Source organism: Streptomyces sp. NPDC034099 (assembly GCF_055575415.1).
In genome coordinates, this window is the sequence record NZ_JBVISR010000007.1 from 435,489 (window position 1) to 449,910 (window position 14,422).

11 protein-coding genes are annotated in these 14,422 nt (G+C 72.6%); 7 read left to right on the forward strand and 4 right to left on the reverse strand.

Annotated elements, in window-relative coordinates; all coding sequences use genetic code 11:
* Positions 1-9: 9 nt before the first annotated feature.
* Positions 10-3,225: a non-ribosomal peptide synthetase gene (locus tag ACZ56V_RS22600; RefSeq protein ID WP_468944653.1), complete on the forward strand. Its 3,216-nt coding sequence runs from the start codon at positions 10-12 to the stop codon at positions 3,223-3,225.
* Positions 3,226-3,235: 10 nt separating this feature from the next.
* Positions 3,236-4,150: a GHMP family kinase ATP-binding protein gene (locus ACZ56V_RS22605; protein WP_468944656.1), complete on the forward strand. Its 915-nt coding sequence runs from the start codon at positions 3,236-3,238 to the stop codon at positions 4,148-4,150.
* Positions 4,151-4,212: 62 nt separating this feature from the next.
* Here the strand turns inward: ACZ56V_RS22605 and ACZ56V_RS22610 are convergent, their stop codons facing one another.
* From ACZ56V_RS22610 to ACZ56V_RS22625, 4 genes are all read right to left on the reverse strand, one after another.
* Positions 4,213-5,157, reverse strand: a complete 945-nt coding sequence (locus tag ACZ56V_RS22610; RefSeq protein WP_398913850.1) for a TauD/TfdA family dioxygenase — start codon at positions 5,155-5,157, stop codon at positions 4,213-4,215.
* Positions 5,158-5,224: 67 nt separating this feature from the next.
* A complete protein-coding gene (locus tag ACZ56V_RS22615) occupies positions 5,225-6,061 on the reverse strand; it encodes an ABC transporter permease (protein WP_127892291.1) in 837 nt (278 codons plus the stop codon).
* A complete protein-coding gene (locus tag ACZ56V_RS22620) occupies positions 6,058-7,311 on the reverse strand; it encodes a methylaspartate mutase (protein WP_398913854.1) in 1,254 nt (417 codons plus the stop codon). Before ACZ56V_RS22620 ends, ACZ56V_RS22615 begins: the two co-directional genes overlap by 4 nt.
* On the reverse strand, positions 7,308-7,736 hold the full coding sequence (locus ACZ56V_RS22625) for a cobalamin B12-binding domain-containing protein (protein WP_398913856.1): 429 nt from the start codon (positions 7,734-7,736) through the stop codon (positions 7,308-7,310). Before ACZ56V_RS22625 ends, ACZ56V_RS22620 begins: the two co-directional genes overlap by 4 nt.
* A 389-nt stretch (positions 7,737-8,125) precedes the next feature.
* Here ACZ56V_RS22625 and ACZ56V_RS22630 point away from each other — a divergent pair, with 389 nt between their 5' ends.
* From ACZ56V_RS22630 to ACZ56V_RS22650, 5 genes are all read left to right on the forward strand, one after another.
* The gene (locus ACZ56V_RS22630; protein ID WP_467384605.1) at positions 8,126-9,865 is read left to right on the forward strand and encodes a fatty acyl-AMP ligase; all 1,740 of its coding nucleotides are present in this window, start codon (positions 8,126-8,128) and stop codon (positions 9,863-9,865) included.
* The gene (locus ACZ56V_RS22635) at positions 9,862-11,583 is read left to right on the forward strand and encodes an acyl-CoA dehydrogenase family protein (RefSeq protein WP_467384607.1); all 1,722 of its coding nucleotides are present in this window, start codon (positions 9,862-9,864) and stop codon (positions 11,581-11,583) included. The genes ACZ56V_RS22630 and ACZ56V_RS22635 overlap by 4 nt, the downstream gene beginning before the upstream one ends.
* The gene (locus ACZ56V_RS22640) at positions 11,580-12,479 is read left to right on the forward strand and encodes a hypothetical protein (protein ID WP_398913862.1); all 900 of its coding nucleotides are present in this window, start codon (positions 11,580-11,582) and stop codon (positions 12,477-12,479) included. The genes ACZ56V_RS22635 and ACZ56V_RS22640 overlap by 4 nt, the downstream gene beginning before the upstream one ends.
* 32 nt (positions 12,480-12,511) lie before the next feature.
* Positions 12,512-12,784 (forward strand): acyl carrier protein, encoded by a 273-nt coding sequence (locus ACZ56V_RS22645; protein WP_468944660.1) that lies wholly within the window; start codon positions 12,512-12,514, stop codon positions 12,782-12,784.
* Between the two features lie 64 nt (positions 12,785-12,848).
* Positions 12,849-14,422 (forward strand): condensation domain-containing protein (locus ACZ56V_RS22650; protein WP_468944662.1); only part of this gene is annotated, 1,574 nt, incomplete at its 3' end.

The following is a 14,422-nucleotide window of genomic DNA, read 5'->3' on the forward strand; positions in this document are numbered from 1 at the left end:
AGATGGACCATGCCGGGCAGCGACGAGCAGGGGGCGGCGGAGCACCGGGAGGCGCTGCCCGCGCCACTCACCCGGGCGCTTCAGGAGCGCGCCGCCGACACCGGTGCGGGACTGCCGGCGGTGCTGCTCGCCGCGCACGCCCGGGTCCTGGCGACGGTGGTGGCCGAACCCGATCTGCTCATCGGCCTGGTTCCGGCGGCCGGCCGGGCCGAGTCGCCGCTGAGCCTGACCGTCACGGACTCCTCCTGGGCGGACCTCGTCGCGCTCGCGAGCACGGCGCCGGCCGCGGCACCCCGCGCGGAGGGCCGTCCCGAGGTGGTGTTCGACCTGTCGGGCCTCGCACCGGCGGCCGCCGCGCCCGCCGACCGCCCGGACCCGGGCGACACGGCCGTCGGCCTCGGTGAGGGTGTCGTGCTGAGGGCGGCCTTCGTCGCCGGCTCCGCCGGGCTGTCGCTGCGCCTGGTGTACGACCGGGCGCACCTCGACGAGAGTTACGCCCGGCGGCTGGCGGGCTACCACCTGCGCGCGCTGGAACTCCTCGCGGCGGACACCTCCGCGCCCCATCACAGCCGGAGCCTGTTGTCGGACGAGGAGGTCGACACCCACCTGTACGGCCTCGCGGGCCCACGCGTCGACCTGACCGACCGGACCTTCGTGGACCACTTCGAGGACCGGGTGCGCGAGGTTCCGGACGCGGTGGCCGCCGTGCACGGCCCGGTGCGCTGGACGTACCGCGAGCTCGACCTGCGGGCCAACCGGGTCGCCCACGCGCTGCTGGACGCCGGGGTGCGCACCGAGGACGTCGTCGCCGTGGTCATGGACCGCACCCTCGACTGGATCGCCGCGGCGCTCGGTGTGTTCAAGGCCGGCGGCGTCTACCTCCCGGTGCGTCCGGACTTCCCCGCCGACCGTGTGGCGGCCCAGTTGAGCCGCAGCGAATGCGCGTTCGTGCTCACCGAGCCCGGCAGTGCGACGCTGGCGGAGAGGGCGGGTGAACTCACCGGCCGCGCGCCGGCCGTGCTGTCCGTACCGGAGATCCAGGCCTCCGGTGTTTCCGACGCGGCCCCCCGGGTGCCGATCGCTCCCGGCCAGGCGGCCTACATCTACTTCACCTCCGGCTCCACCGGCGCTCCCAAGGGCGCCATGTGCGAGCACGCCGGGATGCTCAACCACCTCCACATGAAGCTCGACGACATGGAGATGACGAACGGGACCGCCGAGGTCGTCACCCAGACCGCCTCGCAGTGCTTCGACATCTCCCTGTGGCAGTTCGCGGCTCCGCTGATGGTGGGCGGCAGCGTACGCGTCGTCGACACGGACGCCCTGCTCGACGTCGCCGGCTTCCTCGACGAGATCGTCACGGGCGGGGTCACCGTCGTCCAGATCGTCCCCTCCTACCTGGAGGTGCTCCTCACCCACCTGGAGCAGCACCCCCGGCCGCTCGGGGCGCTGCGCACGGTGTCCGTCACCGGGGAGGCCCTCAAGTACGAACTGGTCCAGCGGTGGTTCGCCCTGTACCCGGAGATCAAGCTGGTCAACGCCTACGGCGCCACCGAGGTGTCCGACGACACCATGCACGAGGTGCTCGACCGGGTGCCGGACCGCGACTTCGTGACCGTGGGCCGCTCGCTGCGCAACGTCAACACCTATGTGCTCGACCAGGATCTGGCGCTGGTTCCGCTCGGTTCGCCCGGGGAGATCGCGTTCTCCGGGGTCTGTGTCGGCCGCGGTTACATCAACGACGAGGAGCGCACCCGCGAGGCGTTCGTGCCCGACCCGTTCCGCGACGGCACCCGGATGTACCGCACGGGTGACTTCGGGCGCTGGCTGCCCGAGGGGCGGATCGAGTACCTGGGCAGGCGGGACGAGCAGGTGAAGATCCGGGGCTTCCGGATCGAGATCGGCGAGATCGAGAACAAGCTGCTGGGCCTGGCAGGGGTCCGGGAGGCCGCGGTCGTCATCGACGGCACGGGCGACGGGCAGCGGAACCTGGTGGCCTTCTTCAGCGGCGGTGCCGGCCCGGACGCCGGGCCCACCACCGAACGCGCCCGGGACTTCCTCGCGGGACTGCTGCCCGAGTACATGGTCCCGACGTACTTCCACCGGCTGGACCGGCTGCCGCTCACCGAGAACGGCAAGATCGACAAGAAGGCCCTGATCCGGCTGGCCGGCACCCTGGGCCACGGCGGCGCGGCCTACGCCGCCCCCAGCACGCCCGCCGAACAGCGGCTGGCCATGCTGTGGGCGCAGGTGCTGGGCGTGCCGTTGGAGCGCATCGGGCGGGACGACAACTTCTTCGAGCTGGGCGGGACCTCGCTGGCCGCCGTACGTCTCCTGGTGCAGCTGGACCGGGCGCTGTCCCTGAAGGACCTGGTCGCCCACCCCGTCCTGGCCGACCTCGGGCGGGCGCTGGACGAGCGGGTGCGGGGCGGTGAACGGGTCGCGGCGGAGAACCTGCTGCAGCCGCTGGCCAACGCCAGGGACGCCCATCGCACCCTGGTGTGCTTCCCGTACGCCGGGGGCAACGCCGTCAACTTCCGTTCCCTGGCGGCCGAGCTGGAACGGGACGGCATCGCCGTGCTCGGGGTCGAGCTGCCGGGCCACGACTTCGCGGGCGGCGACGACCCGATGGCCGACGTCCCGGAGATCGCCCGCCGGGTCCGGGACGAGATCGCCGCGAGGGTCACCACGCCCGTGCTGCTGTGGGGCCACTGCGCGGGCGCGGCCCCGGCCCTGGAGACGGCGCGGCTGCTCCAGGAGGCGGGCCGTCCCGCCGAGCGCGTCTTCGTGGGCGCGCTGCTGCTGGAGGACGTCGGGGCGCTGCGCGCGGAGATGGCGGAGGCGTCGGAGGCGGACAACAAGACCCTGCTGTCCCGGCTGCGCGCGGACAACGCGTACGTCGAGCTCGACGAGCTCAAGCCGGAACGCGCCGACGTCGTGGGCCGGGCCTACCGGCACGACGTCCTGACGGCCAACAGCCACCTGATCCGGATCCGTGAGGACGCCGAGAGTCACCGCATCGACGCCCCGGTGGACGTCGTCGTCGCCCGCGACGACGCCTCGACGGCGCGGTTCGCGGCGGACCACGGCGACTGGAAGGCCGTCTCCGACCGGGTGACCCTGCACGAACTGGGCCAGGGCGGCCACTACTTCATCGGCACACGACCGGCGGACACCGCCGCACTGGTGCGGGCCTGCTGCCCGAAGCCGGCGCACCGGGACTAGGAGGACCAGGGTGACGACGATCGACACGAGGACGCCGCCCGCCGACTACCGCCGGGTGGCCGCCACCGGGGTGAGTTCGGCCTTCGGCACGTTCGGTGAGCTTCTGCAGGGCGTGCTGCCGGAGGCGGACGGTGACTTCCTGGTCACGCTGCCCGTCGCCCGGTGGGCGGTGGCCCGCTTCGAGGTGGCACCGCACACGGACGTGCTGGAGGTGTGGCCGCCGCACAAGAAGAAGGCCCTGCGGCTCGCTTCGATGATCATGGCGGACTCGGGGCGGCCCGCGGGCGGTGTGCTGACGATCGACAGCACGCTGCCCGAGGGCAAGGGTCTGGCCAGTTCCTCGGCGGACCTGGTGGCGACCGCCCGCGCGGTCGCCAACGCCTTGGACGAGCCCATGCCGCCGCGCCGCATCGAGTCCTACCTCGCCAGGATCGAGCCGACCGACGGGGTGCTCTACCCGTCGGTGGTCGCCTTCCACCACCGCAGTGTGCGGCTGCGCGCCCGGCTCGGCTCCCTGCCGTCCATGGCGGTGGTCAGCGTCGACGAGGGCGGCGCGGTGGACACCGTGGACTTCAACAGCATCCCCAAGCCGTTCACGGCGGCGGACGAGCGGGAGTACGTCCGGCTCCTGGACCGGATCACCGGTGCCGTCGCCCGGCAGGACCTGGCCGAGGTCGGCGCGGTGGCGACCGCCAGTGCCCGGATGAACCAGGTGCTGCGGCACAAGTGGTCGCTGGAGCCGATGATCGCGATCTGCCGCGAGGTGGGCGGTCTGGGCGTGGTCGTCGGGCACAGCGGCACCACGCTGGGAATCCTGCTGGACACCTCCGCACCGCACTGCCACGGCCGGCTCACGGCCGCCGCCCAGGCCTGCCAGGAGCTGGCCGGCAACGTGACGGTGTACCGCACCCTGAGCTTCCACTGACCCGGACACCCGGAAGGGGCCGCACCCGTGACGCCGGGTGCGGCCCCTTCCGTGTCGTTCGGCTACGGCTGGAACGGTTCCCCGAGGCCGACCACGATCTCCCGTTCGCCGCGGTGGGGTTCGCGGCTGTGCGCCGTGCGGACGTTGTCGATCACGAGGAGGTCGCCGTGGCGCCACGGCTCGCGGACGGTGTGCTTCTCGTACACGTCGTTGATCAGGTCGACGCTCGCCCGGTCCAGCGGAGTGCCGTCGCCGCAGAACGTGTTGAAGGGCAGCCCCTCGGGGCCGAACTCCGCCGTGAGGAACTCGCGGACCTCCGGAGCCATGGTCCACTCGTTGAGGAAGGCGATCTGGTTGAACCAGCACCGCTCTCCCGTTTCCGGGTGCCTCACCACGGCCGGGCGGGTCTGTACGGTGTGCAGCGCGCCGTCGGCGTCCCAGCGCGCCTCGATGCCGTGCGCGGCGCAGTAGCGGTCCACCTCCGAGGGGTCGTCGGTGCCGAAGGCCTCCTGCCAGCCGATCCCGACGAAGGGGTTGTAGTGGCGGGTGAGCCGCCAGCCGTGCCGCTCGAAGCGGGCGACGAGGTCCTCCGGCAGGTCGCGCAGTACGGCGCGGCTGTCGGCGGTCGCGGTGATGCCGCCGTCGGCCGGCGGGGTGAGGCAGGCGAACGCCATCAGCCGGGGGGCGGAGGCCGCGTAACTGAGTTCATGATGCATGCACATGGGCTGGTCGGCGGGCCAGTGCGAGGAGGAGTAGACGCCCTGCCCGTAGGTGTCGCGGGGCGCGAACCCCTCGCGTTCGATCAGCGGGTCGCCGATGACGCGGCCGACGGCCGCGGCGGCGGCCGCCCGGCTGTCCAGGCGCAGTCCGCGTACCAGTACGGCACCGTTGCGGGCGACCGCCGCTCTGATCTCCGGGCGGCGGGCGGTGAGCCAGTCGACGGCGGCGCCGGGCGGCGCCTCGGTCGCGTCGAGGCGGTCGAGCGGACCTGTTCCGGTTCCGGGCATGGGGCGATGCCTCTTTCGTCTCTCGGGAGGGGTGCGCCGTGCCTGTCCGCGGGCGCGGGGACACGGTTCAGGCGGGCGGACGCAGGAACGCCCGTACCGCGGTGATCGATCCGACGGTCGCGACCAGGACACCGGCGCCCAGCGCGGACCACACCTGGCCGCCGAGCGGCTGGTCGAGGGCGAGTGCGCGGTTGGCCTCCATGGCGTACGACAGCGGGTTGACCGTCGCCAGTACCTGGAGCCAGTCCGGCAGCCGCTCCTTGGGGACGAAGGCGCTGGAGGCGAACATCAGCGGGAACGTGACGAGGTAGCCGGCGCTCTGCATGGCCTCGGGGTTGCGCAGCCACGCCCCCAGCGCGAGGAAGATCCAGGTCATCGCCCAGACGACCACGCAGGTCAGGAGGACCGCGGCCAGCAGCCCAAGCGGTCCGCCGGCCGGGTCGGCGTCCAGGAAGACCACCGCCACCACCACGAGGATCACCAACTGGGCGGTGGTGCGCAGCAGATCGGCGAAGCTGCGGGCGAACAGCAGCAGCGGGGCGTGGATCGGCAGGGTACGCAGGCGGGCCACCGCTCCGTTGTCCATGTCGCGCACCAGGCCGATACCCGAGGCGACGGCGGGACCGATGCCGGTGGTCACCAGCAGGGCCGGCAGCAGGAAGTCCAGGTAGGCCACACCGTCGGGCAGGTGCCCCCGGTCGACGATGGCGCCGAACACCTGGCTGAGCAGCAGCAGCATGAACACCGGCTGGAGCATGCTGAGGACGACGACCTTGACGTGGGTGAAGTTGGCCCTGACCGAGCGCCCGGTGAGGATCAGCAACTGCGCCGTCAGGCCGCTGCCCTGCCAGGTCGGCACCGGGGCGGCCGTGAGCCGTGCGGGGGGCGGCGAGGTGCTGGTCATGGGGTTCCTCCGGAGTCGTAGGCCCGTTGCACACGGGACAGTGCCGTGAGCAGATCGGCGGACGTGACCTTGCGGGCGGCGGACACGGCCGCCCCGCCGAGGGGCAGCGCGCCGGTGTCCCCCCAGCGGAGCCGTCCGTCGTGGTCGATGAAGCTCCTGGCCCGCCCGGCGTTGTCGGGGTGCAGGCAGTAGGGGATGTCGAGCAGACCTCGCCGGAACGCGGTCAGCAGGGCGGTACCCACGTCGTCGTGCAGGTCCAGCACGGCATGGACCAGGGTGCGGGCCTCGGCGTACACCTCGGAGTCCGCGGCGGGCGGGCCGGGGGGCGGCGCGGTGGCGGTGGCCGCGGCGCGCGCGGCGGTCTCCAGTGCCTCCACGTTGTCGGCGACGGTCGGAATGCGGTGCGCCTCGGCGGCCGTCTTCACGATCAGCCGGGACGCCCCGGAGGTCACCGCGAGCCGGGCGGCCGCCTCCAGGAGGTTCAGCGCGCCGCCGCGCGAGAGGGGGTACACGCCCATGTAGGCGTAGAGCACCACGTGCCAGTCGGTGGGCCCGAGCAGTTCCCCGGCGAGCCGTTGCAGGGCGGCGACCGCTTCCAGGTCCTGTTGCGGGCTGGTCTGCTGGGCGTAGCTCAGGGACACGCTGCGCAGCCCGTGGCGGGCGAAGAAGAGGCCCTCCAGGACGCTCACCGCGACCAGAACGGCCGGCGGGCACAGCTGCCCGAGCATGCAGCCGCCGAAGCTCTCCAGGTGCGGCACCCTGCCGTCTCCGGTGTGCTCGGCGAGCATCTCGCAGGCCGTGCGCCAGCAGACGACCGCGTCGGCCAGCGGGGTGCGGCTGTAGGGCAGGCAGTACGAGACCGGCCCGCCCTCCGTGGCGTCCAGGCCGAGGCCGAGCAGCGCCGAGACGATGTGCTCGGGCCGCGGGGAACCGTGCCTGACCTGGACGGGGAAGGAGGCGTCGTGGATGCCGTCGAGCACGGCCCGGGTGGTTTCGGGCGGGTGGGTGCAGATCGGGTAGCCGTTGAGCGTGACCCCCTCGGCCAGGGCCCGGCGGGCGGCTTCGAGGTCACGTACCCGGGTGTAGCTGTCCAGGGTCAGCGTCCCCACCGTGACGGCGTCGGCCGCCCTGGTGCGGGCCAGCCCCCGGCGCATCCGTCCGGGGTCGCTGAAGCCCATGCGGGGCTGGACGACGAGCGTGCCGCGGGCCCGGGCTCCGGCCACGAACTCGCCGAAGGGGACCTGCGTCACGACACCGCTCGGGCGGGGGGCCGGGCCAGCATGTCGCGGAACGCGTTCACGTCTCCGTCGTCGAAGACCCTGTCGTAGCCCGCCGCGAGCAGCCGGCGCACCTGGCCGACGTTGCGCAGTCCGTCGGTCCCGAGCTTGCCGCCGATCACGATGGTGGTGCCGGCGAGTTCCGGGCGGGCGCGCAGGACCTGGACCAGCCGGAGGCCGTCCTGGTGGCCGTGGCCGTTGACGCTGCTGACGACGATCAGGTCCGGACGTAGCTCGACGGCCGATCCCATGACCAGGTCGTCGGGTGCGCAGGGGCCGAGGTTGGTGACCTCGTGGCCCCATTCCTCCAACAGGAGTTGGAGGTAGACGAGATTCCAGGTGTGGGCGTCGGAAGAGGTGCCGGTGACCAGCACGGTAGACATAGGGGTGCCAGGCATGGAATTCATCGGAATCCCGGAGTCGGGGAGTGCCGTAAGTCCCGGGCAGGAACACCCGGAAACGCGGCGCACTCAGCGGCTGAAAGGTTCTTTGGAATTGCGGTCGGCCTCGACTCTACTGGCGCGGGCGGGGCCCAAGCCGGGGATCGGCTGGCCGGTACTGGCCTCGTCACCCTCGAACTGCCAGCCGGTACGGGGGTTTTGTCCCTGTTGCTGAAGGGACCGCCGACTGCGGGTGCAGTTTGCTGTCAGTCGCCTTCCCCGCCCCTGGGGCAGCCGGTAGAAAGTCACGGCAGTGCCGAATCGGTGCGCGGAAAACCCCCGTTCGCAACCACGAAGGGCAGGCCACGGATATGGCGGGAATCGTCACCGCCCCCAGTGTTACCGCGATGCTGAGGAAGCATGCGGAAAACCGGCCGGAAAAAGAGGCGGCGGCTTTTGTGACGGATCCCCTCCGGGAGGACGGGACGCAGTGGCTGACCTACGCCGAGCTGGACGGGCGGGCCCGGAGTCTGGCCGTGCGCCTGCACCGGTCCTCGATCGGGCCCGGTGAGCGTGCCCTGCTGCTGTACCCCGCCGGACTCGACTTCCTGGTCGCGTTCTTCGGCTGCCTCTACGCCGGTGTCGTCGCGGTCCCCTCCTCGCTGCCCGGCCGCTACCGGCACGAGCGGCACCGGGTCCGGCGCATCGCGGACGACTCGGGCGCGGCGGCGATCCTGACCGACACCGGGACCCGCGCCGACGTCGAGGCCTGGTGCGCCGAGGAGGGGCTCGGCGGTCTCCCCCTGCTGGCCACCGACGAGGCCGGACCGGGCCCCGGTGACTGGACGATGCCGGCCACCGGTCATTCCACCCTCGCCGTGCTCCAGTACACCTCGGGCTCCACCGGAGACCCCAAGGGCGTGATGATCAGCCACGGCAATCTGCTGCACAACGCCGAGAACATCGCGGACGCCCTGGGACTGGACGACACCACGCGCGGCGGCGGCTGGATCCCCCACTTCCACGACATGGGCCTGATGGGCCTGATGACGACGCCGCTGATGACCGGCTCCGCCACCGTGCTGATGAGCCCCAGCACCTTCCTCAAGCGGCCCCACCTGTGGCTGCACATGATCGACCGGCTCGACATCAACTTCTCGGCCGCGCCCGACTTCGCGTACGACGTGTGCAGCCGGCGCGTCACCGACGCACAGGCCGAGGGTCTCGACCTCTCGCGGTGGCGGCACGCCGTCGACGGCTCGGAACCCGTCAGGTCCGCCGTCCTCGACCGCTTCCACCGGCGGTTCGCCGCGTACGGGCTGCGCCCCGAGACGCTCGCCCCCAGCTACGGCATGGCCGAGGCGACCCTCTTCGTCTCCGGTGCGATCGGTGTCGCGCCGAGCAGCGTGCGCGTGGACGCCGGTTCCCTCGAACGCGACGAGTTCCGTCCCGCCGCGGGAGAGTCCGGCCGGGACGTGGTCAGCTGCGGGCCGCCGCTCGGGGCCGAGGTCCTGGTCGTCGACCCGGGCACGCTGCGCACCCTGCCCGAGGGGTCCGTCGGGGAGCTGTGGCTGCGCGGCCCCGTCGTGGGGCACGGGTACTGGGCGCGTGAGGCCACCAACGGGGCCGAGTTCCGGGCCACCACCGCCGAGGGCGACAGCGGCTACCTGCGCACCGGAGACCTCGGAGCCCTGTACGAGGGCGACCTCTACATCACCGGCCGCATCAAGGACGTCCTCAACCTGCGCGGCCGCAACCTCTACCCGCAGGACATCGAGCACGAACTGCGCGTCCAGCGGCCGGAGCTGGGCAACCTGGTCGGGGCCTGTTTCGCCGTGCCCCAGACCGCCGGATCCGGTCAGGACGACGTCCTGGTGGTCACGCACGAGGTCCGCGGCATCAAGGACGAAGAGCGGCTGAGGGAGCTCGCGGCGGACATGCGGCTCACCGTCGCCCGCGAGTTCGGTGCCCCCGTCGGCGCCGTGCTGCTGCTGCGGCCCGGCGGTGTACGCCGCACCACCAGCGGCAAGATCCAGCGTTCGGCGATGCGCGAGCTGTTCCGGGCCGGCGCACTGGAGCCGACGTACGCGGACTACCAGCCCACGCTGCTGCCCACGGCCGCGAGCCGCGAGCAGGCCCCGGCATGACGGCCACGCCCGCCGCGCCCGTGGCCGCCCCCGTCACGGAACTGACCCGCCTCCTCGGCGAACTGACCGCACCCGGCGAGACCTTCTCCGGCGAGCGGCTCGCCGCCCTGGACGAGCGGGAGGCCTTCCCCACCGACGCCTGCCGCGCGCTCGACGCCTTCGGCCTGTCGCACTACTACGTGCCGGCCGAACACGGCGGCGCCCTGGACGACTTCGGCATGGTGACCCGGCTGCTGCGGGCGGTGTCCCGCGTGGACCTGACGGTGGCGGCGGCCCACGGCAAGACGTACCTCGGGGCCGTCTCCACCTGGATCGCCGGTGATCCGCAGCGGGCGGCGCGCCTCGGCCGCCGGATCCGCGAGGGCGCGGTCGTCTCCTGCGCGCTGACCGAACGGCACCACGGCAGCGACCTGCTGGCCGGCGAGGTCACCGCCGAGCGGGTGGACGGGGACGGCGGCTGGCGGCTCACCGGTGAGAAGTGGCTGATCAACAACATCACCCGCGCCGATCTGGTCACGGTGCTGGCCCGCACCAGCCCCGAGGGCGGCCCGCGCGGCTTCAGCCTCTTCCTCGTCGACAAGGAGCGGCTCGCTCCCGGCGCCCTGTCCCCGCTGCCGAAGGTTCCCACGTACGGAATCCGCGGGGCGGACATCAGCGGGCTCGCCTTCCACGACGCGATGCTGCCGGACGACGCTCTCATCGGGGCGCCCGGCCAGGGGCTCGAGATCATCCTCAAGGCCCTGCACGTGACCCGCACGGGTTGCATGGGCATGTCCCTGGGCGCGGGAGACCACGCCCTGGAACTGGCCGCCCGGTTCGCCGCCGAGGCCGCCGACCGCGGCACACCTCTCGCGCAGGTGCCCCACGTACGCCGGGAGTTGGGCGAGGCCGTGGCCGGCCTGCTGCTCGCGGAGGCCGCCGGGGTGGTCGCCGCACGGTCCGTCCACGCGCTCACCGGCGAGATGAGCGTCGTGTCCGCCGTCGCCAAGGCGTTCGTTCCGGCCCAGGTCGACGACCTCGTCGCCCGCCTGCTGCACACCCTCGGCCCCTACGGGCTCACGGACGCCGACCCGCACGGACACTTCGCCAAACTGGAGCGCGACCACCGCATCATCGGCATCTTCGACGGCAGCAGCCTGGTCAACCGCAACGCCCTGATCGACCAGTTCCCCCGGCTCGCCCGCGCCTACCGCAAGGGCCGCCGGGACGAATCCGGTCTGGCCGAGGCGACCGACGTCCACGCCCCGGTGCGTCCCTTCCGCCCCGAGGCCCTCAGCCTGCTCTCCGCGACCGGCGCTTCCGTCGTCGCCGCCCTGCCGTCGGCCGTGGACCGCGTCCGCGACCTGGCGGCGTCCGGAGGCGCGAGTCGCGGGCTCGCCACCCTGGCGGAGGGAATCCGGCGGGCCGCGGACGGGCTGCACGAGCGGATGGCGACCGTCCGCTACTCCCCGCGTGCCGTGCCCGGCCACGCCTTCGGGCTCGCCGAGCAGTACGAACTGTGCTTCGCCGCGGCGGCCGCGGTCCACCTGTGGCTGCGCCGGCCCGACCGCGTCGACGAGACCTGGCTGCGGGCCTGCCTGGTGAAGGCCCTGACCGACCTCGGCGAACCCGTCGAGGCGGCCGACCGCGACGCCTTCGACGTCCTCACGGACGTGCTGCTGTCCGCGCCCGGCACGGTCCCCTCACTCCTCGACTCCCTGGAGGGTGCGGCCCGATGACCGCGGTCACCGTCTCCACCGATCTCGCCGACACCGTCGAACAGCATCTCGGCGACCCGTACGACACCGCCAACCCCCGTGGCTTCGCGGCGGTCCTGGCCGCGCGCGAGACGGGCCGGCCATGGACCGGCGACCTGCTCCCCGACGCCCTCACGGCGAGTGCGCACCTCACCCCCGAGGCGTGGCTGCACGCGCTGCGTGCCCTGTACCGCCGCTCGCCCGGCCTCGGCAGCACCGTCCGCACGGGCCTCCACGAGAACGGACCGCGGGCCGCGGCTCTGGCCGTCGGCGCCTGCGTCGGAACCCTCGACTCGGCACTCCGCGTCACTGTCCGCCATCTGCGGGGCCGCCTGCTCTACGGGGCGCCCGCCATCGACATCCCCCATCTGCGCGAGGTGCTCGCGGGAGTCCACGCCGACCTGTTGCTGTGCGACGTCCTGACCACACTCGCGGTCCGCGGCGAGGACGCGCTGCCCGCTCGGGAGGGCGCCCACGAGCAGGCGGTGCTCGGACTGGTCCCGCGCGTCCTCCAGGGCGCCCTCGACCGGCTGTCCGTCCTGATGGGGTCGCGCTTCTACGTCCGAGAGGGGGAAACCGGCATCTTCCAGCTGCTGCTGAACGGGGCCCAGCGGGAGCTGTTCGCCCCGGCGCACGGTCCTCGCCCCGCCCCCGGTCCCCTGCCGTTGACCGAGCTGGTCACCGCGCCGTGCGCCGCCGCCCTCCTCGACCCCGAGCTCGCGCGGGCAGCCCCCGGCCGGGTGCTCACCACGCCGGTGCGGCGCTCACCCCAGCCCTCGGGCGGCGTCCAGCAGCGCCTGTACGCGGACCTGATCCGCCGCTACGAGGGCGCCCGCACCTTCGACCTGGTCGAACGCCGGATTCCCGACCGTCCCTGATCCGCCCCCGCTTCCAAGAAAAGGACAGCTCCATGCCCGAGTCCGACCTCGAGACCCCCACCGCCGGAAGCCTCACCCGCTGGCTCACCGACTGCGTGGCCACCCACCTGGAACGCCCGGTCGACACGATCGACCCCGGGGTCCCGCTCTCCGACTACGGGCTCGACTCGCTGTACGCCCTGTCGGTCATCGCCGAACTGGAAGACCACTTCGACATCTCCGTGGACCCGGCTCTCATGTGGGACAACCCCACCGTCGACGCGCTGAGCAAGGCGCTGGCCGACGAACTGGCCGTCAACGGCTGACGGTCACGGCCCTTCCTCCCCCCGCAGTCCAGCACTCCCGCAGAATCGAGAGGACCGCACCGCCATGTCCGAAGCCCGTCTGCTCCGTCGACCCGTCTCCGCCGCGCAGTCCGGCATCTGGGTCGCCCAGCACCTGCACGCGGACAGCCCCCTCTACAACTGCGGTGGCTACTACGAGATCGCCGGGCCGGTGGACGCGGAGATCCTCGCCGAAGCGGTACGGCGGGGCGTCCAGGAGACCGAGGCGCTGCGCTCGCGCTTCGCCCAGGAGGAACGGGACACGGACAGCGGCCCGGAAGTGACCCTCCACCAGCTCGTCGAGCCGGCCGAGCCGCACCCCCTGCGGTTCGTCGACCTGCGCGCTGCCTCCGACCCGGAGGCAGCCGCGCACCGGTGGATGAACGCGCGCATGGCCAGGCCCTTCGACCTGACGCGCGGCCCTGTCAGCGAACAGGCTCTCCTCACCCTCGCCGACGACCTGCACTGGTACTTCCACGGCTACCACCATGCCGTCCTCGACGGTTTCGGCCAGTCCGTGTACGCCACCCGCGTCGCCGCGCTCTACTCCGCCCTCCTCGCCGGGGAGGAGCCCTCGCCCACCGGCTTCGCGACCCTGGACCGGGTCGTCGCCGACGAGGCGGCCTACGCCGGCTCACGACGGCACACCATGGACCGCGCCCACTGGCGTGAAGTCTTCACCGACCTGCCCGAGCCGGTCTCCCTCGCCGGCCGCGCGTCCGGCAGCACACACAGCCTGCGCCGCCACGTCCGCACCCTGCCCTCCCCACTGGCCGAACGTCTCACCCGGGCGGCCGCCCGTGCCGGGGTGCAGTGGCCCGCCCTGGCCCTGGCCGCCACCGCCGCCTTCTTCCACCGGATGACGGGCGGCACCGACTTCACGTTCTCGATCCCGCTGGCAGGACGCTCGGGGCGTACGTCCCTGACCACACCGAGCGCCATGGTCAACGTGCTGCCCCTGCGCGTGAGGCTCACCTCGGACATCCGCTTCACAGAACTGGCCGCACAGGTGTCCCGGTCCCTGGCCGACGTCGTCCGTCACCAGCGCTTCCGCGGCGAGGAGCTCATCCACGAGCTGGGCCTCTCCGGCGCCGGCCAGGCCCGCCTCGGCCCGACCGTCAACATCATGGCCTTCGCCGGCGAGCCCCTGTTCGGCACCACACCCGCCGTGACCCATCCGCTCTCGACCGGCCCCGTGAACGACCTGAAGATCAACTTTTACGGCACGGCCGACTCGCGCTCCGGCATCCGTGTCGAACTGGACGGCCATCACGAGCTGTACGGGGAGGACGAACTCGCCTCTCACTCCGACCGGTTGGCACGGGTCCTGGAGTGGGTGGCCGACAGCGACGACGATTCCCGGGTTTCCGAGGTGGAGGTGCTGGAGGAGGCCGAGCGGGAGCGGGTGCTGTCCGGCTGGCAGGGAGCAACACGCACCCTGCGCGGGGCGTCCTTGCCCCAGCTCTTCAGTGAGCAGGCGGAACGGACACCGGACGCGGTGGCCGTGGAATGCGGTGACCGGACACTGACCTACCGGGAGCTGGACGCCTGGTCCGCCCGGACCGCCGGCTGGCTGCACACACAAGGCGTGGGCAGAGGTTCTTTTGTCGCGGTGAAACT